This is a genomic window from Williamsia sp. Y853, from assembly GCF_056786495.1.
Genome location: NZ_JBXCJC010000006.1, coordinates 62,456 through 84,964, shown reverse-complemented (window position 1 = coordinate 84,964; position 22,509 = coordinate 62,456). Strand labels below are relative to the sequence as shown.

18 protein-coding genes are annotated in these 22,509 nt (G+C 64.5%); 14 read left to right on the top strand and 4 right to left on the bottom strand.

What is annotated here, in order from left to right:
- Window positions 1-210: 210 nt before the first annotated feature.
- Window positions 211-3,378 (top strand): isoleucine--tRNA ligase, encoded by a 3,168-nt coding sequence (gene ileS / locus AC1TPF_RS26075; RefSeq protein ID WP_482145822.1) that lies wholly within the window; start codon window positions 211-213, stop codon window positions 3,376-3,378.
- Window positions 3,379-3,387: 9 nt separating this feature from the next.
- Here ileS and AC1TPF_RS26070 read toward each other — a convergent pair whose 3' ends face one another.
- Window positions 3,388-4,092: a TetR/AcrR family transcriptional regulator gene (locus AC1TPF_RS26070; protein ID WP_482145744.1), complete on the bottom strand. Its 705-nt coding sequence runs from the start codon at window positions 4,090-4,092 to the stop codon at window positions 3,388-3,390.
- Between the two features lie 111 nt (window positions 4,093-4,203).
- Between AC1TPF_RS26070 and AC1TPF_RS26065 the strand changes: the two genes are divergently transcribed.
- From AC1TPF_RS26065 to AC1TPF_RS26055, 3 genes are all read left to right on the top strand, one after another.
- Window positions 4,204-4,659 (top strand): PNPOx family protein, encoded by a 456-nt coding sequence (locus AC1TPF_RS26065; RefSeq protein ID WP_482145743.1) that lies wholly within the window; start codon window positions 4,204-4,206, stop codon window positions 4,657-4,659.
- An 87-nt stretch (window positions 4,660-4,746) separates the two neighbouring features.
- Window positions 4,747-6,108: a DNA polymerase IV gene (locus AC1TPF_RS26060; protein WP_482145821.1), complete on the top strand. Its 1,362-nt coding sequence runs from the start codon at window positions 4,747-4,749 to the stop codon at window positions 6,106-6,108.
- A gap of 107 nt (window positions 6,109-6,215) precedes the next feature.
- A complete protein-coding gene (locus AC1TPF_RS26055) occupies window positions 6,216-6,617 on the top strand; it encodes a PaaI family thioesterase (RefSeq protein WP_482142078.1) in 402 nt (133 codons plus the stop codon).
- 25 nt (window positions 6,618-6,642) lie between these two features.
- On the opposite strand, the gene AC1TPF_RS26050 is transcribed toward AC1TPF_RS26055, so the two are convergent.
- Complete coding sequence (locus AC1TPF_RS26050; RefSeq protein WP_482145742.1) at window positions 6,643-7,575, bottom strand: asparaginase; 933 nt, start codon at window positions 7,573-7,575, stop codon at window positions 6,643-6,645.
- Between the two features lie 143 nt (window positions 7,576-7,718).
- Here AC1TPF_RS26050 and AC1TPF_RS26045 point away from each other — a divergent pair, with 143 nt between their 5' ends.
- Window positions 7,719-8,240, top strand: a complete 522-nt coding sequence (locus AC1TPF_RS26045) for a WKL family lipoprotein (RefSeq protein ID WP_482142080.1) — start codon at window positions 7,719-7,721, stop codon at window positions 8,238-8,240.
- A gap of 121 nt (window positions 8,241-8,361) precedes the next feature.
- Here the strand turns inward: AC1TPF_RS26045 and AC1TPF_RS26040 are convergent, their stop codons facing one another.
- The gene (locus tag AC1TPF_RS26040; protein ID WP_482145741.1) at window positions 8,362-9,354 is read right to left on the bottom strand and encodes a hypothetical protein; all 993 of its coding nucleotides are present in this window, start codon (window positions 9,352-9,354) and stop codon (window positions 8,362-8,364) included.
- Between the two features lie 24 nt (window positions 9,355-9,378).
- On the opposite strand from AC1TPF_RS26040, the gene lspA reads away from it, so the two are divergent.
- The 7 genes from lspA (at window position 9,379) to ilvA (ending at window position 18,650) form a co-directional block, all read left to right on the top strand.
- Complete coding sequence (gene lspA, locus AC1TPF_RS26035; protein WP_482145740.1) at window positions 9,379-10,053, top strand: signal peptidase II; 675 nt, start codon at window positions 9,379-9,381, stop codon at window positions 10,051-10,053.
- On the top strand, window positions 10,050-10,979 hold the full coding sequence (locus AC1TPF_RS26030) for an RluA family pseudouridine synthase (RefSeq protein WP_482142083.1): 930 nt from the start codon (window positions 10,050-10,052) through the stop codon (window positions 10,977-10,979). The genes lspA and AC1TPF_RS26030 overlap by 4 nt, the downstream gene beginning before the upstream one ends.
- Window positions 10,980-10,981: 2 nt before the next feature.
- The gene (locus tag AC1TPF_RS26025; protein WP_482142084.1) at window positions 10,982-11,650 is read left to right on the top strand and encodes a hypothetical protein; all 669 of its coding nucleotides are present in this window, start codon (window positions 10,982-10,984) and stop codon (window positions 11,648-11,650) included.
- Window positions 11,651-11,701: 51 nt separating this feature from the next.
- Window positions 11,702-12,964 (top strand): serine/threonine-protein kinase, encoded by a 1,263-nt coding sequence (locus AC1TPF_RS26020; RefSeq protein ID WP_482142085.1) that lies wholly within the window; start codon window positions 11,702-11,704, stop codon window positions 12,962-12,964.
- Between the two features lie 194 nt (window positions 12,965-13,158).
- The gene (dnaE, locus tag AC1TPF_RS26015; protein WP_482142086.1) at window positions 13,159-16,710 is read left to right on the top strand and encodes a DNA polymerase III subunit alpha; all 3,552 of its coding nucleotides are present in this window, start codon (window positions 13,159-13,161) and stop codon (window positions 16,708-16,710) included.
- Between the two features lie 91 nt (window positions 16,711-16,801).
- On the top strand, window positions 16,802-17,239 hold the full coding sequence (locus tag AC1TPF_RS26010; protein WP_482142087.1) for a nitroreductase family deazaflavin-dependent oxidoreductase: 438 nt from the start codon (window positions 16,802-16,804) through the stop codon (window positions 17,237-17,239).
- A gap of 55 nt (window positions 17,240-17,294) precedes the next feature.
- The gene (gene ilvA / locus AC1TPF_RS26005; RefSeq protein ID WP_482142088.1) at window positions 17,295-18,650 is read left to right on the top strand and encodes a threonine ammonia-lyase IlvA; all 1,356 of its coding nucleotides are present in this window, start codon (window positions 17,295-17,297) and stop codon (window positions 18,648-18,650) included.
- A gap of 100 nt (window positions 18,651-18,750) precedes the next feature.
- On the opposite strand, the gene treZ is transcribed toward ilvA, so the two are convergent.
- A complete protein-coding gene (gene treZ, locus AC1TPF_RS26000) occupies window positions 18,751-20,466 on the bottom strand; it encodes a malto-oligosyltrehalose trehalohydrolase (protein WP_482145739.1) in 1,716 nt (571 codons plus the stop codon).
- Between the two features lie 433 nt (window positions 20,467-20,899).
- On the opposite strand from treZ, the gene AC1TPF_RS25995 reads away from it, so the two are divergent.
- Both AC1TPF_RS25995 and AC1TPF_RS25990 read left to right on the top strand, forming a co-directional pair.
- Entirely contained in the window at window positions 20,900-21,640 is a 741-nt protein-coding gene (locus AC1TPF_RS25995) for an MlaE family ABC transporter permease (RefSeq protein ID WP_482142155.1), read from the top strand.
- A 1-nt stretch (window position 21,641) separates the two neighbouring features.
- Window positions 21,642-22,508, top strand: a complete 867-nt coding sequence (locus AC1TPF_RS25990; protein WP_482142090.1) for an ABC transporter permease — start codon at window positions 21,642-21,644, stop codon at window positions 22,506-22,508.
- The last annotated feature ends 1 nt before the right edge of the window (window position 22,509 follow it).

The following is a 22,509-nucleotide window of genomic DNA, read 5'->3' as shown; positions in this document are numbered from 1 at the left end:
GGCGATTGCCGGCAGGAGTATGCCGGTCAATCGATGGAGTGGCGCCGATTCCAGGCGCAAGCGGGGTGGTACCGCGGCCGATGAAACCATCGGTTCGTCCCCGTGCCGGCTAACACGCCAGAGCACGAGGAGACGGTAGTGAGTTCACACGAATCGGCAGCGCAGAGTTCTTCGGGGCAGGAATCGGCTGGGGAGAAGGCGACCGAGCGGGTGTACCCGTTGGTTGATCTCGCAGGCGGCATCCGCAGCGGGGCGCCTTCATTTCCCGAGGTCGAGGAGCGGGTGCTCGACTATTGGAAGTCTGATGACACCTTCCGGGCTTCGATCGACAACCGGGCGGACGCGCCGGAGTTCGTCTTCTACGATGGACCGCCCTTCGCCAACGGTCTGCCTCACTACGGCCATCTGCTGACCGGTTACGTCAAAGACCTCGTGCCGCGCTTCCAGACCATGCGCGGCAAGAAGGTCGACCGCCGGTTCGGTTGGGATACGCACGGACTGCCTGCCGAACTCGAAGCAGAGCGGCAACTCGGGATCACCGACAAGTCCCAGATCGAGACCATGGGCGTGGCGAAGTTCAACGACTACTGCCACTCGTCGGTGCTGCGTTACACCGATGAATGGCGCGAGTACGTCACCCGCCAGGCACGTTGGGTCGACTTCGACAACGACTACAAGACCCTAGACATCGACTTCATGGAGTCGGTCATGTGGGCATTCAAGACACTGCACGACAAGGGCCTGGTTTACCAGGGCTACCGCGTGCTGCCGTATTCCTGGTACGAGCAGACGCCGCTGTCCAATCAGGAGAGCAAGCTCGACGACGCCTATCGGATGCGTCAGGATCCCGCACTCACCGTGCGGATGACGCTGACCACCAAGGACTTCGGGCCTTCCGAGCTCGACGGTGTGAATGCCCTGATCTGGACCACCACGCCCTGGACGCTGCCCTCGAACCTGGCGATGGCCGTTCATCCCGACACCGAGTACAGCCACGTTCGTGGGGAGGACGGGCAGGAGTACCTGCTCGCCACCGCGCTGCTGGGCAGCTATGCGCGCGAATTGGGTTCGGACCCAGAGGTACTCGGCACCTACACCGGTTCGCAGCTGGAAAACATCAGGTACCAGCCGCCCTTCGACTTCTTCGTCGGACACGAAGGCGCACATCGGATCCTGTTGGGCAACTACGTCACCACCGAGAGCGGAACCGGAATCGTCCATCTGGCACCGGCTTTCGGTGAAGAGGACATGGACCTTGCCACGGCCAACGGGATCGAGGTCGTGCAGCCGCTGGATCCGGGTGGCCGTTTCACCTCGATGGTCCCGCCCTACGAGGGTCAGATGGTCTTCGATGCCAACCCGGTGATCATCAAAGACCTCAAGTCGGCAGGCAAGATCCTGCGCCATGAGACGATCGAGCACTCCTACCCGCACTCGTGGCGGTCCGGAAAGCCGTTGATCTACATGGCCGTTCCGTCGTGGTTCGTCGCCGTGACCACCTTCCGTGACCGGATGGTGGAGCTGAACAAGCAGATCGAATGGTCCCCGGAACACATTCGTGACGGCCAGTTCGGCAAATGGCTCGAAGGGGCGCGGGACTGGAACATCAGCCGCAACCGCTACTGGGGTGCGCCGATTCCGGTGTGGATCTCGGATGATCCCGAATACCCGCGCACCGATGTCTACGGCAGCCTCGACGAGCTCGAACGCGATTTCGGTGTCCGCCCGGACAACCTGCACCGGCCGTACATCGACGACCTCACCCGCCCCAACCCCGACGACCCGACCGGGCGCTCGACGATGCGTCGCGTGCCCGAGGTCCTGGACTGCTGGTTCGAATCCGGATCGATGCCGTTCGCGCAGGTGCACTACCCGTTCGAGAACACCGACTGGTTCGAGGGTACCGACACCGAATCAGGCCACAGCCCAGGCGATTTCATCGTCGAATACAACGGGCAGACGCGCGGCTGGTTCTACAACCTGCACGTGCTCTCGACCGCACTGTTCGATCGTCCGGCATTCCGGACCGTGGCCGCACACGGCATCGTGCTCGGCGACGACGGTCAGAAGATGTCGAAGTCCAAACGGAACTACCCCGATGTGAACGAGGTGTTCGACCGGGATGGCAGCGACGCCATGCGGTGGTTCCTGATGGCTTCTCCGATCCTGCGGGGCGGCAACCTGGTCGTCACCGAGCGTGGGATCCGGGAAGGTGTCCGACAGGCATTGCTGCCGTTGTGGAATGCCTACAGCTTCTTGCAGCTGTACGCCGAGCGGCCCGCGCAGTGGAGCACCGCGTCCACCAACGTGCTCGATCGGTACATCCTGGCGAAGGCTGCGGCCACCCGTGATGCGATGACCGAGCAGATGGAGACCTACGACGTCGCCGGTGCGTGTGACGAGTTCCGGAACTTCTGTGAAGCGCTGACCAATTGGTATGTGCGGCGGTCGCGTTCGCGATTCTGGGCCGGTCAGGATGAGGCCCCGGAGGCGTTCGACACGCTGTACACGGCGCTGGAGGTGGCCTGCCGCCTGGCTGCGCCGCTGCTGCCGCTGACCACCGAGGCGATCTGGCGTGGGCTGACCGGCGAGCGGTCGGTGCATCTGACCGATTGGCCTGCCGAGGACGAACTCCCCGCTGATCCGGAACTGGTCGCGGCGATGGACGACGTGCAGTCGGTCTGTTCGGTGGCGTCGAGCCTGCGCAAGGCCAACAAGTTGCGGGTTCGACTTCCGTTGCCGGCGTTGACCATTGCCTCGCCCGATGCGCTGCGGCTGGCTCCGTACACCGATCTCATCGCCGACGAGATGAACGTGAAGTCGGTGAACCTGACCGAAGATGCGGATCAGTACGGCAAGGTGGAGTTGTCCGTGAATGCCAGGGTGGCCGGTCCGCGCCTGGGCAAGGACGTCCAGCGGGTCATCAAGGCCGTCAAGTCCGGGAACGTCAGCATCACCGAACGTGACGGCGCCGAGGTGGTCAGTGCCGACGGAATCGAACTGCTCGAAGGTGAGTTCAGCCGCAAACTCGTTGCGGTCAAGCCGGAATCGACTGCCGAGCTGCCGTCGGGCAACGGGCTGGTGGTACTCGACACCACGGTCACCGAAGAACTTGAAGCCGAGGGCTGGGCCAAGGACCGGATCCGGGAACTGCAGGAAGCGCGCCGCAGCGCCGGCCTGGATGTCTCCGACCGGATCAAGGTGGTCCTGGCGGTGCCTGCCGAGCACCTCGAGTGGGCCAGGCGGCACGCCGATCTCATCGCAGGGGAAATCCTGGCCGTGGACCTGACGTTGGTCGACGGACGCGAGGAACCCGCATCGGGGGAGTGGGTCGAACTCGGCGACGGCGTCCAGGCGACGGTCACCAAGGCAGCCTAGGAGCCCCGGCTAGCCCGGTACCAGCCCGATCCGATCGAGGAGCCCATCGATCTGCAGTCTGAACAACCGCTGCATATCGGTGGGTGACTCGACGCCGAACTGACCGAACACCTCCAGACTTGTCAGGCCGACTGTGCCTGCCCACAAGGCAATTGCGCTGTGGAGGTGGTGGTCGTCGAGATCGAGGCCGAACTCTTTCCGGATGCCGTCGAAGACGGCGTCGACACGCGACTCGATGATCGAGGGTTGCGGCGCGATCCGGCCTGACGCGGCGGCGTCGGCGATGGTGCGCATCAACAGTGCGACAACACGTGTCCCGGGTTCGGTGGTCTTCTCGGCCGGTGCCTGATATCCGGGGACCGGGCTGCCGTAGAGCAGTGCGTACCGCGCGGGTTCGGCGACCGCCCAGTCGTGGAACGCCATGCAGCTGCGCCGGATCTGTTCTCTCGGGTCGTCAGCCGGTGCGGTGTTGTGCGCGGCACCGACCTGGTCGGCGAGTTCGGCGTACGCGTCGACCACCAACATCGTCAGCAGATCGTCGCGGCTCGCGACGTATCGGTACACCGCCGACGACACCAGACCGAGTTCCCGGGCGATCGCCCGCAGTGACAGCGCTGCCGCGCCATACTTCGCGAGATGCTCGCGGCCCACCTCGAGGATGCGCTGGTTCGTCTGTATCCGGGCCTGCGCGCGCGGTGTCAGCTTGTCGGTCATGTCTCCATCCTGCCACAAGCGAGAGCGGTGCTCTTGCAATTGTTGCAGCGGTGGTGCACACTCGACATCAAGCGAGAGCAGTGCTCTCCAAAACGAGTGGAGGAACAGGTTATGACCGCAATCACGCATTACAACCGGCCCGGCAAGAGCGTGCACTTCTTCAACGGCATCGTCTCGTGGCTGGCCGACCGTGGGATCACGCTCGCCGGGGCGCGCACACTCGAGGTGCGCGGCCGGGTCTCGGGCAATCTGCAACGAATCCCGGTCAACCCGCTGCGGATCGAGGGGCGCACCTATCTGTTTGGAGCGCGGGGTGAGACCCAGTGGGCGCGCAATGTTCGAGCGGCGGGCACCTGCACGCTGCGTGGTGGCCGGACCGCGACCACGTACTCGGTGTCGGAAGTCGACGTCGCGGACAAGCCGGCATTGCTGCGCCCGTACCTGAAGCGCTGGGGTTGGGAAGTCGCCTCGTTGATGCCGGTCAAGATCGGCGCGGACTCCTCCGATGAGGACCTGCTGGCGGCGGGTCGGATCATTCCGGTCTTTGAGTTGCGGGCCACTTCCTGACGCCCGGGCGGCGTTCCGGTGTCGAGGCCGGGGCATACGATTACCGATGTGCAACAACAGGGCGGGGGCAGCAGTTCCCGGTGGGTGATGCACATCGACATGGATGCCTTTTTCGCCTCGGTCGAACAGCTCACCCGGCCGACATTGCGCGGGCGGCCGGTGATGGTCGGCGGTATGGGCGGGCGCGGAGTGGTCGCAGGCGCGAGCTATGAGGCTCGGGTATTCGGTGCGCGCTCGGCGATGCCGATGCATCAGGCGCGCAGGCTGGTCGGCGCCGGTGCGGTGGTGTTGCCGCCGCGGGGGTCCGTGTACGGAGCGGTGAGCAGGCGGGTGTTCGGCCTGATGCGCGAGATGATCCCGGTGATCGAAACACTCTCGTTCGACGAGGCATTCGGGGAGCCCGCCGAACTGGCCGGTGCCGATGCCGCTGCCGCGGAAGAGTTCGCACAGCGGCTGCGGAAGCGGATCAGCGACGAGGTGGGCCTGGCCGCCTCCGTCGGTTTCGGAACCGGCAAGCAGATCGCCAAGATCGCTTCCGGCATGGCCAAACCCGACGGTGTGGTGGTCGTCCGCCCCGCCGAGCAGCGGGAGTTCCTGGCCCGATTGTCGGTGCGCAAACTGTGGGGGATCGGACCGGTCGCCGGAGAACGGTTGCAGCGCTTGGGTATCGACACGATCGGCGACCTGGCGGCCATGTCGTCGATGGAGGTCTCGTCGGTGCTGGGCGCCACGGTTGGTCCCGGATTACACCTTCTCGCGCAGGGTGTCGACGACCGGCCCGTGGCGGAGCGGGCTTCGGCCAAACAGATCAGCGCCGAATCGACATTTGCCGAGGACATCACGGATCTGGTGAAACTACGTGGTGCGGTGGAACGGTCCGCGGCCTCGGCCCATCGCCGGCTGCTCGCCGATGGACGTGGATCACGCACGGTGGTGGTCAAACTCAAGAAGTCCGACATGTCGGTACTCACCCGGTCGAGCACGCTGACCGCGGCCACCACAGAATTTCCGGTCCTCGCCGCGGCAGCCCAGCGTCTGGTGCTCGACCCGCAGGAGATCGGACCGATCCGCCTGGTCGGCGTCGGATACTCCGGTTTGACGGCGGTACAACAGTTTTCGATGTTCCCGGAATTGGACGTGTTCTCCGGGACCGAGGCGGGCGAGGGTGATGCGACCTCGGCGGAGGAATCCTTTCCCGGCGGCCGAACCCCGGACGTCGATCGGCTGCGCTGGACCACCGGCGACGACGTCCACCACCGGCAGCACGGCTACGGCTGGGTACAGGGCAGCGGCCACGGCCGGGTGACGATCCGATTCGAAACCCGGGCCAGCGGTCCGGGGTTCGCCCACACATTCGCCCTCGACGATCCCGAACTGCACAGTGCCGATTCGCTGCTGAGCCTCGACTGGCCGGATGAGTATCTGCGTCCGGTGCACGAGGAGGACTGACCGCCGACCGAGTGCATCCGGTTCGGGTCGATGACTTTGCCCAGAGCGCACAGCATTACCCGGCAGGTAATGGACTGCGCGCACCTGCCAAGTGCACGCTGGTGGCCATGACCGATACCGAGGGAACCCAGCTGTTTCACACGACGATGCCGTTCACCGAGAAGCTGGGGATCGAGGTGCTCGAGCACGGACCGAACCTGGTTCGTAGCCGGCTGGCCTGGGACGAGAGCTTGTGCACCCTGGGCGGAGTGCTCCACGGCGGGGCGCTGATGTCGCTGGCCGATGCCACGGCCGCGGTATGCGCGTACCTGAATCTGCCCGCGGGGAAAGCGGGCACGACCACGGTTGAATCGAAGACGAACTTTCTGCGCGCCGTGCGGTCGGGCCACGCCATCGCGTCGGCGACACCTTTGCACGCCGGCAGCAGATTCATTGTGGTCGAGACGGAAATCTCTGACGATGCCGGAAAACTCGTCGGGAAGGTCACGCAGACCCAAGCCGTGCTCTGAGGATGACCGGTTGACCGGCTGTGGTTCAGACGGTGGCAAAGAAGTCGGAGATTTCCTCTCGGCCGCCGCCCCCGGCGAGTATCGCCTGCACCGCGATTCGTGCCTGTGACGCGCGAAGCCATGGCGAGATCACGGCGCCGCGCTTGATCAAATCGATTGCGCCGCCGCCGCCGCCGTAGAGCGGCACCACCTCACCAAGGGGAACCCGCGAACACACGACCACTGGCAGCCCGCGATTGATCACTCGATCGACGGCCGCGACAACGTCGGGATGAGTATTCCCGGAACCGCTGGCCGACAGCACAATTGCGGCGGCACCGACATCGGCGGCCCAGTCGAGGATCTGGGGGTCGATGCCCGGATAGAGGGCGATGGTGTCGACCCGGACACCGGCAATCGGAGCGGTCGGCACCAGTCGGCGGCGTAGTCCCGGATGAACCTGCCGGAACGGCATCGGTGTTCGGGTGTCGAACTTGGAAGCACCGCGTGCGGCGACCACCTCTCCGCCCATGGCGATCAGGACCCCACGCCCGCGCATGCCGGGGTCGAGGACCATTGCGATGGCCGCGTCGATATTGGCCGGACCGTCGGCATCGGGGGAGTCCGCGGGTAGTTGCGCGCCGGTCACGACAACCGGCCGGGGATCGGCGTGCATCAGGTCGAGAAGCATCGCGGTCTCTTCCATGGTGTCGGTGCCGTGTGTGACCACAACCCCGGACACGTCAGGATCGGCGAGTTCGGATGCCACCGCCTGCCGGATCGCATCCTGATCGATGGGGAGCAGTGCCCCCGAATCGACCTGCACCACCTCGCGGACCCGCAGTTCGGTCTCGTCCGATGCTGCGGCCGCAACGAGTTCGGCACCCCCGACATCCGGACGCGCTCCGTCGGCGAAGCGGCGACTCGCGATGGTCCCTCCGGTGGTGAGAATTGACACCACAGCCTGCTTGTACGCCATGCAGGTCAGCTTTGACTCCCTGACCGTACGGGTCAAATCCGGAAGCATTTGGCATAGTGGGTCGGGACCGATGCCGATTTGGCCCAACGACCAGATTCACCTGTCACTTCCGGTGACCGGTTGTGAAATGAGAAGGACGGATTTTGAAGCTTCGTAAGTTCGTGACCGCCGGAGTCGCAGTATGCGCCTTCCTGTCCATTGCTGCCTGCTCCGACGACGACGGCGGCTCGACCACCACCACCACGACTACGTCGTCTGTCAGTTCTGAGGCGCCGGGCGAGGGCGGGCTGACCGACTCCAGCAAGCCGCCGACCGCCGCGCAGCTCAACACCATGCTGGAGACGGCGCTGGATCCGAATGTGCCTGCCAGCGAGAAGACCAAGCTGGTGCAGAACTCCGACAAGGATCCCGGACTCTTCGACAAGCTGGTCGAGGCCGCCCAGGCCAACCCGGACCTGGACTACCAGATCGTTGCCCCGGTCCGCCCCGCGGGCAAGGACCAGGCCAAGGCCAACGTCAAGGTCAAGCTCCCGGACACCCCGGAGCAGCAGCTCGAGGCTTTGATCGTCTTCGATCAGGGCACCTGGAAGCTGTCCTCGACCACGGTCTGCCTGCTTCTGTCGGCTGCCAACGAGACCAGCCCGATGTGCCCGGCCACCAGCTAGGACACCCGTTGACCTGAGCAATCGGGACGACAACAGATACAAGACCAGCACCGGCGCCGAACGCGAACTCTTCGCGATCGGCGCCGGTGCTGCTGTGCGCTGGGTCGTGCGGTGACCAGTGCTACTGCGACCACGTCGAGTTGAAACCGAGGAGCTGCCGGAACTGGGTTCCATCGCCGCCGACCAGGGTGCGACCACCGGAAATGTTCATCTGACCGGAGACGGGCACACCCCGCGTCAGATCGATGACGACTGTTCCGCCACCGGTCATCGAATAGCTCTCGATGTTCAGGGTGCCGCCCTCGGGAAGCCGGAACACCGAGTTGTTCGGCGATTCATCGATGGTGAACTCGATCGTCAGCCGGTCGCCCTCACGTTCGGTGAGCGTTGCATTGATCGTCTGACGCACACTGGCTCCGGCGTTGACGGTCCGGACGGCCTCCCATCGTGCCCCGACCCCGATGGGCTCGGTTGGCAGGGTGACCGATCGCTGGAAGGTGGAGATGAGGGCTTCCTCCACCGCCTGACGTGCGTTGTCGTCCGCGTCCTTGCCCGGCAGGATCCGAAGTGAGATGGGCGCCATACCTGTGCCGATGCTCATACCGGCCCGCGAGCCGTCCTGGGCTTTGAGTGCTTCGTTCAGGGCGGTGTCGGGGGAGCCGGCGGCACCGATCTGCAGGTCGATGTCGGTTGCATCGGTGCAGTTGACGCGGGACGTCATCGGTAGGTCCACCGTGGTCGCCGACGAGGCGGCACCCTCGCCGTCCGGGGAGGCGAACGTCGACGTCGTCACGAGCTTGGCGGGTTGTGCGCTGGCCCGGTCGAACGCGCTCAGCGCCACCCCGAGGGGCTCGTCACCTGCGGTTTCCAGGGTGACCTTCGCGGGCGGGACCGGTAGTAGAGCCGCGTCCGTGGAACCGGCGGTGGAATCGGTGGCGCATCCCGTCGGTGCGGGAGGAGGGGTGCTTTCGTCGTTCGATCCACATCCGGCCAGGCCGAGGGTCAGGATCAGGGCCGCGGCGAGGGATCCGACCGGTCGCGACAACCGGGGAAGGTGGGGAATCGACAGAAATCGGACTCGGGTCGATGACCGGAGCGGAGCAGGAGAGGACACGGCCGCCAGCGTATCGAGTCACTCATGGATGATGGACAGGTGACAAGCGAGCCCACCCCCCAGTCAGCCGGCGATTCGACCGCTGACGTAGCCCCGCAACCGGCCCGGCCCAAGGTCTGGGTGACCCTGGTGATCGTCGCCGTCGTGATCCTGATCGCCGACCTCGTGACCAAGATCATCGCGGTCGCGGTGATCGAACCCGGGGATCCGATCGAGATCATCGGCGACACGGTCACCTTCAAACTGGTGCGCAACAGTGGCGCGGCCTTCTCGATGGCCACCGGATACACGTGGGTCCTGACGATCGTCGCGCTCGCCGTGGTGGTCGGGATCGTGCGGTACAGCAGTCGGCTCGGTTCGATCTGGTGGGCCGTCGGTCTCGGGTTGGTGCTCGGTGGCGCCGTCGGCAACCTGATCGACCGCATGTTCCGGTCGCCCGGCGTACTCCGAGGGCACGTCGTCGACTTCGTGTCGGTCGGATGGTGGCCGGTGTTCAACGTCGCCGACTCGGCGGTGGTCTGTGGCGCCGTCCTCCTGGTGGGTCTGACCCTCTTCGGGTTCGAGTTCGACGGAACCCGCGCCGGCGACCGCCGCGACGACGACCACCGGGCCGACGACACCAGCACCTCGACAACAACAAAGGCAGTGAACGACAACGTGAGCACGGATGATTCAACAGAGAACGGCCGCGACGCATGACCCGGGAATCACGGTCCATGCCGATTCCGGACGGTCTCGACGGTATGCGAGCCGATGCGGGCGTCGCCCGGATGCTCGGATTGTCGCGGACGGTTGCGGCGACACTTGCCGACGACGGTGACATCAGCGTCGAGGGTGCACCGGTCGGCAAGTCCCACAAGCTGGTCGGCGGTCAATGGCTCGAAGTGGTGCTCCCTGCACCGGCGCGGGTCCTGACCATCGAGGCACAACCGGTCGAAGGCATGGAGATCATCTATTCCGACGACGACATCGTGGTGGTCGACAAGCCGGTCGGGGTCGCGGCCCATGCGTCGGTCGGGTGGACCGGACCGACCGTCATCGGCGGTCTGGCGGCAGCGGGATTCCGTATCTCGACCTCGGGAGCCCATGAGCGGCAGGGCATCGTGCACCGGTTGGACGTGGGTACCTCGGGTGTGATGGTGGTCGCCACCTCCGAACGCGCGTACACCTCGCTCAAGCGGGCCTTCAAGCAGCGCACCGTGGACAAGCGCTATCACGCTGTGGTCCAGGGGCATCCGGATCCGCGCAGTGGGACTATCGACGCCCCGATCGGCCGCAGCCGCGGAAACGACTGGAAGTTCACGGTCTCGGCCTCGGGCAAACACAGCATCACCCACTACGACACCGTCGAGATGTTCCGGTCTGCAAGCCTTCTCGATGTGCATCTGGAGACCGGCCGCACACATCAGATCCGGGTGCATTTCTCGGCCCTGCACCATCCCTGCTGCGGCGACCTCACGTACGGCGCCGATCCGGTGCTCGCCGCCCGGCTCGGGCTGGAGCGGCAGTGGCTGCACGCCAGGGCGTTGTCGTTCGCTCATCCGGCTGACGGTCGACTGGTGGAGTTCACGAGTCCGTATCCGGCGGATCTGCAGCGTGCGCTGGACATTCTCCGGGCCGGTTAGCCATGAGTTCGGCCGTCCGCACCGCACTTGGCCTGTTGGCCGTGATCGTGGTGCTGGTGGCCGGCCTGTATGTGGTCGGTGTGGTCAATCCGGTCCCGAAGCCGGTGGTCACCGATGATGTCCTGGGCCCAGACAACGGGGAACAGGTCGCCGGTTATCTGGCCCGCGCCGAGGAGTCGTTGTCCGGACCCGACACCGACCGGTGGGCGCTGATCTCGTTGTCGGCGGCGAACTCACTCGACCAGGGCTGGGATCTGGGCACTTCATATCCGACGATGTTGCTGTCGCAGAACATCTTCAACGTGCAGATCAACAGAGTTCAGACACCGACGGTGCGGGCCGCGACCGGCAACACCAAGGATTCGTTCTACTGGTCGGAGCAGATCGCTGCCGAGCAGGTGATCGTCCGGTCGACAGGTACCGACCGCGCCGAGCAGGTCGGTGCGGTGGCCGCAGCACGGCTGCGGGCCGGATGCACGTGCCTGATCGGACTGGTGGTCCGCGATCGGCTCGCCGTCCTGCAGCAGGTCGCCACCGCTCCGGGGGTCCGGGCGGTTGAGGCATTGCCAACCGATGCCTCGGCGGGCATGTTCACCGTGATTCCGTTGCTCCCGTCAATGGTCGATGTCGTCGAACCGGTGCCCGACGATGGACCCATTCCGGCGAGCTAGCTCGTTATATGGTGTGCCCTAGACAATTCGCGAGTTGTGGGAGGGGACACCATGTTGCAGCCGGGGTCCTGGATTGCCGGGTATCGGGTGGAGCGTGCCCTCGGTAGTGGCGGCATGGGCGCGGTATACCTGGCCAAACATCCCGAACTGCCGCGCAGTGACGCCATCAAGGTGCTCGGTGAGCAGGTCGGGCAGGACGATCAGTTCCGTAAGCGGTTCTTGCGGGAGGCCGAGGTCGCTGCCGGACTCGACCACCCCAACATCGTCACGATCTACAACCGGGGCAGCAACGACGGCATGCTCTGGATCTCGATGCAGTACGTCGCAGGCACCGACTGTGCGCAGGAATTGCAGCGTGCGCAGGAGAGGGCCGGTGCGCAGGTGGGTTTGCCGCCGCAGCGGGTCGTCCGGATCGCCGGTGAGATCGCCCGTGGCCTCGACTACGCACATCGGCGCGGGTTGCTGCACCGTGACATCAAACCGGCCAACATCCTGCTGTCGGAATATGAGTCGAGCGAATTCGGTGACGGGATCGACCGCGGCTACACCACCGATGCCGATGAACAGCGGGTGTTGCTGACCGACTTCGGTGTGGCCAAGGCGGCCAACGAGACCGAATCGCTGACCGTCGTCGGAACAGTCCTCGCGACGTTGTCCTATGCCTCGCCCGAGCAGCTCAAAGGCCAGTCGGTCGATGCCCGAACAGATCAGTACTCCTTGGCGGCCACCACGTTTCATCTGCTGGCCGGCCGGGTTCCGTTCAAGGGTGACGGCACCGCCGACGTCATCGCCGGACATCTGAGCAAGCCGGTGCCGCGGTTGTCCGAGATGGTCCCTGCGGTGCCGCCCGCCGTTGATTCGGTCATCGCCAAGGCCATGGCCAAGGAGGCCGACGACAGGTTCGCCAACTGCAGGCAGTTCACCGACGCATTGCAATCAGCACTACGTCAGGGGATGTCCGCCTACTCGCCGTCGGTCTCGGCCAGGCCACCGGTGACCTCCCGCCCGGCAGGTCCGGTGACACCGCTGCCGCGGCACTCCACGCCAACGCCCAACCAATCCGCCGGACCCCAGTCGCTCGGGCAGCAGCAGCCGGGGCAGAGCGCTGCCCCGCGGTACCAGCAGGCGACGCCGTCGCCCGCGCACCAGGTCTCGCCGCAGTATTCGCAGCCACGACATCCCGCCCAAAATCAGTCGGGGGCCAATGCCTCAGGTACCGGTGCCTCGGATTCCAACGCGGTGATGATCGCCTTGCTGATCGGGTTGGTCGTGGTGGCCATCGCGATCGTGGTGGCGATCTTCCTGGTCGCATGACGGGGTCACAGTGCGTTGCATGACGAGGTCACAGTGCGTCGCAACAGGCACATCCGTCACTTCCTGATGAGGTGTCCGCCGCGCCTGTCCGAGCTCGTCGGTAGCCCCGCCTAGACTGAAGGCCTTGCGCCCGCGACCCGCTCTCGGCGGTGGTGTCGGCGTGGTGTTCGAGAGTTCGAATTGAGAGGTAGCGCGTGTCGGATTCGTTTGTCCATCTGCACAACCACACTGAGTACTCGATGCTCGACGGGGCCGCCAAGGTCAAACCGATGATGACCGAGGCCACCCGGTTGGAGATGCCCGCGATCGGCATGACCGACCACGGAAACATGTTCGGCGGCAGTGAGTTCTACAACGTTGCCACCGATATGGGCGTCAAGCCGATCATCGGTATCGAGGCGTACATCGCACCGGAGTCGCGTCTGAACACCAAACGCGTCCTGTGGGGCAGCCGGGACCAGAAGGGCGACGACGTCTCGGGTAGCGGCGCCTATACCCACATGACGATGGTGGCCGAGAACGCCACCGGTCTGCGCAACCTGTTCAGGCTGTCGTCGAGGGCGTCGATCGAGGGACAACTCGGCAAGTGGTCCCGCATGGATGCGGAGATCATCGCGGAGCATTCCGAGGGCATCATCGCCACCACCGGTTGTCCGTCCGGCGAGGTCCAGACGCGACTGCGACTCGGCCATGAGCGCGAAGCACTCGAAGCCGCCGCCAAGTGGCAGGACATCTTCGGCAAAGAGAACTTCTTCCTGGAGCTGATGGAACACGGCCTCGAGATCGAGAGCCGCGTCCGCGACGGTTTGCTCGAGATCTCTCGCAAGCTCGGGATCCCACCGTTGGTCACCAACGACTGCCATTACGTCACCAAAGATCACGCCGCCAGCCACGAGGCGTTGCTCTGTGTGCAGACCGGCAAGACGCTGTCCGATCCGACGCGGTTCAAATTCAGCGGCGACGGCTATTACCTGAAGTCGGCCGCCGAGATGCGCGAGCTCTGGGACCAGGAGGTACCCGGCGGCTGCGACAACACGCTGCTCATCGCCGAGCGGGTACAGAGTTACTCCGAGGTCTTCGAGCATCGTGACCGGATGCCGATCTTCCCGGTGCCCGAAGGCGAGACGCAGCCGAGCTTTTTGCGCAAAGAGGTCGAACAAGGTCTGAAGACCCGGCGGTTCCCGGACCGGGAGGTGCCGCAGGAATACCTCGATCGGGCGAGCTACGAACTCGACGTGATCATCCAGATGGGTTTCCCCGCTTACTTTTTGGTGGTCGGAGACCTCATCCGGCATGCCAACGAGGTCGGCATCCGGGTGGGTCCGGGCCGTGGATCGGCCGCCGGGTCACTGGTGGCCTGGGCGCTGGGCATCACCAATATCGACCCGATTCCGTACGGCCTGCTGTTCGAGCGGTTCCTCAACCCCGAGCGTGTGTCGATGCCCGATATCGACATCGACTTCGATGATCGTCGTCGTGGCGACATGGTGCGGTACGCGACCGAACGGTGGGGTAGCGACAAGGTCGCCCAGGTCATCACTTTCGGAACCATCAAGACCAAGGCCGCGATCAAGGACTCGGCCCGCGTCCAGTTCGGCCAGCCCGGTTATGCGATCGCCGACCGCATCACCAAGGCACTGCCGCCGCCGATCATGGCCAAGGACATCACGATTGCCGGTATCACCGATACCGGCCATGAGCGGTACAAAGAGGCCAGCGAGGTCCGCACGCTCATCGAGACCGATCCGGATGTCAAGAAGATCTACGACACCGCCCTCGGCCTCGAAGGTCTGATCCGTAACGCCGGCGTCCATGCCTGCGCGGTGATCATGTCGTCCGAGCCGCTGACAGAGGCGATCCCGGTGTGGAAGCGCGCGCAGGACGGCGCCATCATCACCGGCTGGGATTACCCGTCGTGTGAGGCCATCGGTCTGTTGAAGATGGACTTTTTGGGGTTGCGCAACCTCACGGTCATCGGCGACACCATCGACAACATCAAACTCAACCGGAACATCGACATCGACCTCGATGCACTGCCGCTCGATGATCCGGCCACCTATGAGTTGGTGGCGCGCGGCGACACGCTCGGCGTCTTCCAGCTCGACGGTGGACCGATGCGTGAGTTGCTCAAACGTATGCAGCCCACCGGGTTCGGTGACATCGTCGCGGTGCTGGCGCTCTACCGTCCGGGTCCGATGGGCATGAACGCCCACAACGACTATGCCGACCGTAAGAACAACCGGCAGCCGGTCAGCCCGATTCATCCGGAGCTCGAAGAGCCGCTCAAGGAGATCCTCGGCGACACCTACGGTCTGATCGTCTACCAAGAGCAGATCATGCAGATCGCGCAAAAGGTGGCCGGGTACTCGCTCGGACAGGCCGACATCCTGCGTCGGGCCATGGGTAAGAAGAAACTCTCGGTGCTCGAAGAGGCCTACGCCGGGTTCCGGCAAGGCATGCTGGACAACGAATTCTCCGAGGCCGCGATCAAGGCACTGTGGGACACGATTCTGCCGTTCGCCGGCTACGCGTTCAACAAGTCGCATGCTGCCGGTTATGGTCTGGTCTCGTTCTGGACCGCGTATCTCAAAGCCAACTATCCGGCCGAGTACATGGCGGGCCTGCTCACCTCGGTGGCCGACGACAAGGACAAGGCCGCCATCTATCTGGCCGACTGCCGACGCCTCGGGATCACGGTGCTACCACCGGATGTCAACGAGTCGCAGCAGAACTTCTCCGCCGTCGGTGAGGACATCCGGTTCGGTATGGCCGCGGTGCGCAACGTCGGAAGCGGCGTGGTCGCCTCGATCATCGAAGCGCGCAAAGAGAAGTCGAATTTCACGAGCTTCTCGGACTACCTGGCGAAGATCAGCGTGACCGCCTGCAACAAGAAGGTCACCGAATCGCTCATCAAGGCCGGCGCCTTCGACTCGCTCGATCATCCGCGCAAGGGCCTGTTCCTGGTCCACGCGGACGCGGTTGACGCGGTCCTGGGTACCAAGAAGGCCGAGGCGATCGGACAGTTCGATCTGTTCGGTGACGCCGGTGGTGACGGCGGCGGCGGTGTCACCGACGATGCGTTCGCGGTGAAGGTCCCGGACGAAGAGTGGGATACGAAACACAAACTCGCACTCGAACGAGAGATGTTGGGGCTCTACGTGTCCGGCCATCCGCTCAACGGCGTCGAGCACGTCATCTCGGCCCAGACGGACACGTCGATCACCTCGTTGCTCGAAGGCAATGCCAAAGACGGTGCGCAGATCGTGATCGGCGGCATCATCTCGGCCGTCACCCGACGGGTCAACAAGAAGGGCGAGTCGTACGCCGTTGTCCAGATCGAGGACATGGTCGGTGGCGTCGAGGTCTATTTCTTCCCGCGGGCCTATCAGGCATTCGGCATGGACATCGCCGCCGATGCGGTGGTGTTGGTGAAGGCGCGCGTCAACCTACGTGATGACAGCATGATGATTTCCGCGAATGATCTTGCCGTACCTGATCTTTCGCATGTCGGAGTCGCCAAGCCGGTGTCGTTGATCATGCCGACGAGGTTGTGCACCGCCGACCGGGTCAGCGCGCTCAAGCAGGTGCTGGTCCGTCATCCCGGAACCTCCGACGTCCACGTCCGGTTGACCAGCGGCTCCAAGGAGACCACGCTGAAACTCGACGATCAGCTCCGCGTCAACCCGACGTCGGCACTGATGGGTGATCTCAAGGCGTTGCTCGGACCGTCCTGTTTGAGCGTTTAGACCCCCAACGGGCAGGAATATCGGCCCGGCGGGGGAGGTTGACCGGAATTCGTGCACGCGGTTCGTGCACGTGAACACATATGGAGGATCGATGCCACTACAGGGTGAATACGAGCCGAGTACTTCCGACTGGGCGCGCAAGCAGGCCGAAGAGATCGAAAAGTCGGGCGGCACCAAGGGCACCGAGCTCGAGGGTATGCCGGTGGTGGTGCTCACCACCGTGGGCAACAAGTCCGGCAAACTCCGTAAATCCCCGCTGATGCGGGTGGAGCACGACGGCAAGTACGCCGTCGTCGCATCGTTGGGCGGGGCACCGAAGAACCCGGTCTGGTACTACAACGTCGTCGCCCACCCGCAGGTCCAACTCCAGGACGGCCCGAAGGTCCAGGACATGGTCGCCCGCGAGGTGTTCGGTGAGGAGAAGGCGATCTGGTGGGAGCGCGCAGTGGAGGCATACCCGCCATACGCCGACTACCAGAAGAAGACCGATCGCCAGATCCCGGTGTTTGTGCTCGAGCCCGCGCAGTAACCGGGCAGGTGTGGCGGCGGGAACCGCGTTTTGGTGAAGTGAGACCATTGCGGGCGTGACTAGTGGATCTTCGACCGACAACACCATCGCCACACCGCTCGATGCCGCCGCAATCGACGCGGCGGCCGAGCGCATCAGTGACGTGGTTGTCGCCTCTCCGCTGCAGCTCTGCGAGCGGTTGTCCGCGCGCACCGGCGCAACGGTCTACCTCAAGCGAGAAGACCTGCAGTCGGTGCGCTCGTACAAGATTCGTGGCGCCTACAACGTCATGGCGCAGCTGACCGACGCCGAACGTGACGCCGGTGTGGTCGCCGCCAGCGCAGGCAATCATGCGCAGGGCGTTGCTTACGCGGCCCGCACCATGGGGATTCGGGCCCGGATCTACGTACCGATCAACACACCCAAACAAAAGTGCGACCGGATTCGTTGGCACGGTGGGGAGTTCGTCGAACTCATCGCCGTCGGAGACACCTACGACGCTGCGGCGGCCGCGGCGCTGACCGATGTCGCGGCCACCGGAGCCACCTGGATCCATGCGTTCGACGACCCTCGCACCGCAGCCGGACAGGGCACCATCGCCAAGGAGATCGTCGCCCAACTCGGGGTGATGCCCGATCTGGTGGTCGTGCCGGTGGGCGGTGGTGGCGCGCTGGCCGGCATCACGACCTATCTCCGTGCGCACAGTGACAAGGTGCGCATCGTCGGTGTCGAACCGACCGGTGCGATCTCGCTGTCCGCAGCGCTTGTCGACGGTGGTCCGGTCACCTTGAACAAGATCGACTCATTTGTCGACGGTGCCGCCGTCAGGCGCATCGGGAACATCGGGCATCAGGTCATGGTTGCCGCAGGCGCGACCGTCGCCTCGCATCCGGACCTCCCGCCGGCGAGCACGGTGCATCACGACGTCGACAAGTTGCCCATCGGCGGCTCGCACATCACGCATGTCGACGAGGGCGCGATCTGCTCGGCCATGCTGGAGCTCTATCAGAACGAGGGCATCATCGCCGAGCCTGCCGGTGCGCTGTCGGTGACCGCGCTCGACGACCTGCCGATCGAACCGGGCTGGACTGTGGTCTGTCTGCTCTCGGGCGGCAACAATGACGTCTCGCGGTACGGCGAGGTCATCGAACGATCGCTGGTTCATCGCGGGCTCAAGCACTACTTCCTGGTGGACTTCCCGCAGGAACCCGGCGCCCTGCGGAGATTCCTCGACGAGGTGCTCGGCCCGGACGACGACATCACGCTGTTCGAGTACGTCAAGCGCAACAACCGGGAGACCGGTGCCGCACTGGTCGGTGTGGAACTCGGATCGCCGGACGGTCTGGGCCCGCTGCTCGGCCGGATCGACAACTCGCGCCTGACCTGTGAGCGTCTCGAACCCGGATCCCCGGCCTACCGCTACCTCACCTGACCCGGACCCACTACTCAAACGCTCCGGTTATACGAAGATGCTCCACAAATATGTGGAGCATCTTCGTATAACCGGAGCGTTTGGTATCCGGGCGAGGGGATCAGGTCCGGCGGATGACGATTGCGTTGTGTCCGGCCATCGTGCCGTCCGGGGTAGGCGGTTCCCAGGCCAGCAAGACGGTGCCGGTGAACGGCAAAGGGACCGACTGCCCGGTCAGCGTCACCACCGTGGTGATTCCGCCGCGGTGCATGGCGAACCAGGTATCGTCGGCGGCCCAATCGGTGGCCACCGAATCGAAGGTGTTCGCAGTCAGATCGGGTTCGCCGGCACGCAGCGCGATCAGTGCGCGGTAGAAGGCGAGCACCCGGGCGTGCTCGCCGACGCCGACCTCGTCCCAGCGCAACTTGGAGCGCTCAAAGGTCGCCGGGTCCTGCGGATCGGGGACTTCGGCGGCATCCCAGCCGTGTTCGGCGAATTCGGCCTTGCGGCCGTTCGCGGTCGCCTCACCGAGTTCGTCTTCCGGATGCGAGGTGAAGAACTGGAACGGTGTGCTCGCCGCCCATTCCTCACCCATGAACAGCATCGGGGTGAATGCGGAGGTCAGGACCAGCGCCGCCTTCACCGCGAGTTGTCCGGCACTCAGGTATTCGCTGGGCCGGTCGCCGATCGCGCGGTTGCCGATCTGATCGTGGTTGCACGTGTAGACCACCAGTGAGGTGGCCTTGACCAGCTCCGGTTCGATCGGCAGGCCGTGCCTGCGACGCCGGAAGGACGAGTATGTCCCGGCGTGGAGAAAACCTTCCCGCAGGACCTTCGACAGGCTTTCGAGACTGCCGAAGTCGGCGTAATAGCCCTGGCGCTCGCCCGAGACCGCGGTGTGGATTGCGTGGTGGACGTCGTCACACCATTGCGCGGCCAGGCCGTACCCGCCGAACTCGCGCGGGGTGATCAGCCGGGGGTCGTTGAGGTCGCTCTCCGCGATCAGTGACAGGGGTCGGCCCACCCGGGCCGAGAGTTCGTCGGTGCGGATCTGGAGTTCGTCGAGCAGATGCAGTGCGGTCCGGTCGACGAGGGCATGCACGGCATCGAGCCGTAGGCCGTCGGCATGGAAGACCTCCATCCATCGCAGTGCAGAGCCGAGGATGAACTCGCGGACGTCGTCGGAGTCGGCCTCGTCCAGGTTCACCGCCTGCCCCCACGAGTTGGCGCCGGAGGTCAGATACGGGCCGAAGTTCGGGAGGTAATTGCCCGAAGGTCCGAGGTGGTTGTAGACGGCGTCGATGATGACGCCGAGCCCACGCTCGTGGGCTGCGTCCACGAACCGAACCAACGCGTCCGGGCCGCCGTAGGGTTCGTGGACTGCATACCAGCCGACGCCGTCGTAGCCCCAGTTGTGGGTGCCGTTGACGGCATTGACCGGCATCAGTTCGACGAACTCCACGCCGAGTGAAACCAGATGATCGAGTCTGTCGATCGCCGAATCCAGGGTTCCGGCGGCCGTGAACGTCCCGATGTGCAGCTCGTAGATGACCGCTCCGGCGACCGGCTTGCCCACCCAGTCGGTATCGGTCCAGACCTGCTCCGCGATCTCGTGAACCTGACTGAGTCCGTGGACGCCATCCGGCTGTCTCGCCGAACGCGGATCGGGGAGTGGCTCGGTGGCATCGTCGATCAGGTATCCGTACCGCGCGCCGGGTGCGGCGCTGACCGGAGATTCCCACCAGCCGCCAGGGCGCGGCAGCATCTCGTGTCTCGTACCGTCGATGATCACGCGCATCTTCTGTGCGGCAGGCGCCCACACCGGGAGGAATGTCACCCCCGAACCGTATGTCCTCGGAGCCGAGAACGCTGTATGTGCAGTCTTCTGGTTGCGGCCCCTCTCGATGGGCTAAGTTAACGAAGAATCGCACCGGGTACCGATCAGGATCGGGACCTGGGCTAGTGTGACTTCGCACGCTTCCATTTCTCGGGGGAGTTTTCCGGAGTCCCGTATTGCATCAGTTGCGCTACGGAACCAGGTTTTCAGGGGGACCACGCGTGTTCGTTGGGTGGTTCGATATCCATATGGCACTATGAGCGAACTCACACGATGCGGTTACGTGTGGCGGGGACAACGAAGGTAGGGCGTGACTACACAATCCGTGACGGCAGGCACCGGGGGAGCTGCCGCGACACGCAGAAGGCTGGCACCGCTCACTCGGTGGTTTCGTGAGCACATCGTTGCCTCGTTCGAGACCTTCGGCCGGCAGATGACGCTGTTCCTCGAAGTCTTCAAAGTTCTCTTTGTCGACATCGTGAAGCGGCGGTTCCCGTTCGGTGAGTTCATCCGCCAATGTGCGTTCATGGCGAACACCTCGGTGATCCCCACCCTGCTGGTGGCGATCCCGGTCGGCGTGATCGTCTCGATTCAGGTCGGCAACATCGCCAATCAGATCGGTGCCACCTCGTTTTCGGGTGCGGCCACCGGCCTCGGCGTCATCCGGCAGGGCGCTCCGCTGGTGACCTCGCTGCTGCTCGCCGGGGCCGTCGGCTCGGCCATCGCGGCGGATCTCGGTTCTCGCACGATTCGCGACGAGATCGACGCGATGAGGGTCATGGGCGTCAACCCGACCCAGCGGCTCATCTCGCCGCGACTGCTCGCGACGATGGTTGTCAGTTTCCTGCTCTGTGGCTTTGTCTGCTTCATCGGATTCGTCACCGGCTATGTGTTCAACGTCTACGCGCAGGGAGGTACGCCGGGTAGCTATACCGGCACATTCGCGTCGTTTGCCAGTCCGGCCGATCTCGCTTTCGCCATTCTCAAAGCGGTGATCTTCGGTGCGATCGTTGCCGTGGTCGCATGCGATCGCGGTCTCAACACCAAAGGCGGACCGTCCGGCGTCGCGAACTCGGTGAACGCCGCCGTCGTCAATTCGGTGATCCTGCTGTTCACGGTCAACGTCATCCTGACCCAGATCTTCGCCGTGCTCGTCCCGACGAGGGTGGTCTGAGATGGTTGCGTCCAAATACACGCCCCCGGTACTGAAGCCGGTCGAGTGGGGCAAGAAGGTCTATGAGGGACCCCGCGACGTCCTGGTTCTGATCGGTCACCAGGTCACGTTCCTGGTCCGTTCGGTCGGGGCTGTCCCGATCGCGTTCAAGCACTACAGCAAAGAGATCTGGCGCCTGCTCTCCGACGTCACCTGGGGCAACGGGGCCATAGTGGTCGGCGGCGGCACTATCGGCGTCATCATCCTGCTGGGCATCATGGGCGGCGCCACGGTCGGCATCGAGGGCTACACCGCGCTGAACCTACTCGGGATGTCGCCGGTGACCGGTGCCGTGTCGGCGTTCGCGACCACCCGCGAACTCGGCCCGCTGCTCGCGGCCGTGGCATTCACCGCGCAATCGGGCTGCCGGTTCACCGCGCAACTGGGATCCATGCGCATCAGTGAAGAGATCGACGCGCTCGAATCGATCGCGATCCGTCCGATGCCGTATCTCGTCACCACCCGGATGATCGCGGCCGTCATCTGCATCATCCCGCTGTATTCGGTCTCACTCGCCGCGAATTACATTGCCTGCCAAGTGATGTTCCAGGTGCAGAGCGGTCAGGGCAACGGGGTCTATCTGTCGTACTTCTACCAGTTCATCCTGTCGCGCGACATGGTCTATTCGGTCATCAAAGTTGTCATCTTCGTCATGCTGACAACGTTCATCCAGTGCTACTACGGCTTCTTCGCCTCGGGTGGTCCCGAGGGTGTCGGGGTGGCCGCCGGGCACGCGATCAGGTTGTCGATCATCGTGCTGGTGTTCGCGAATCTCTTGTTGACACTTGTCTTCTGGGGTCTGTCGCCCGGCATCAGGATCTCGGGGTGAT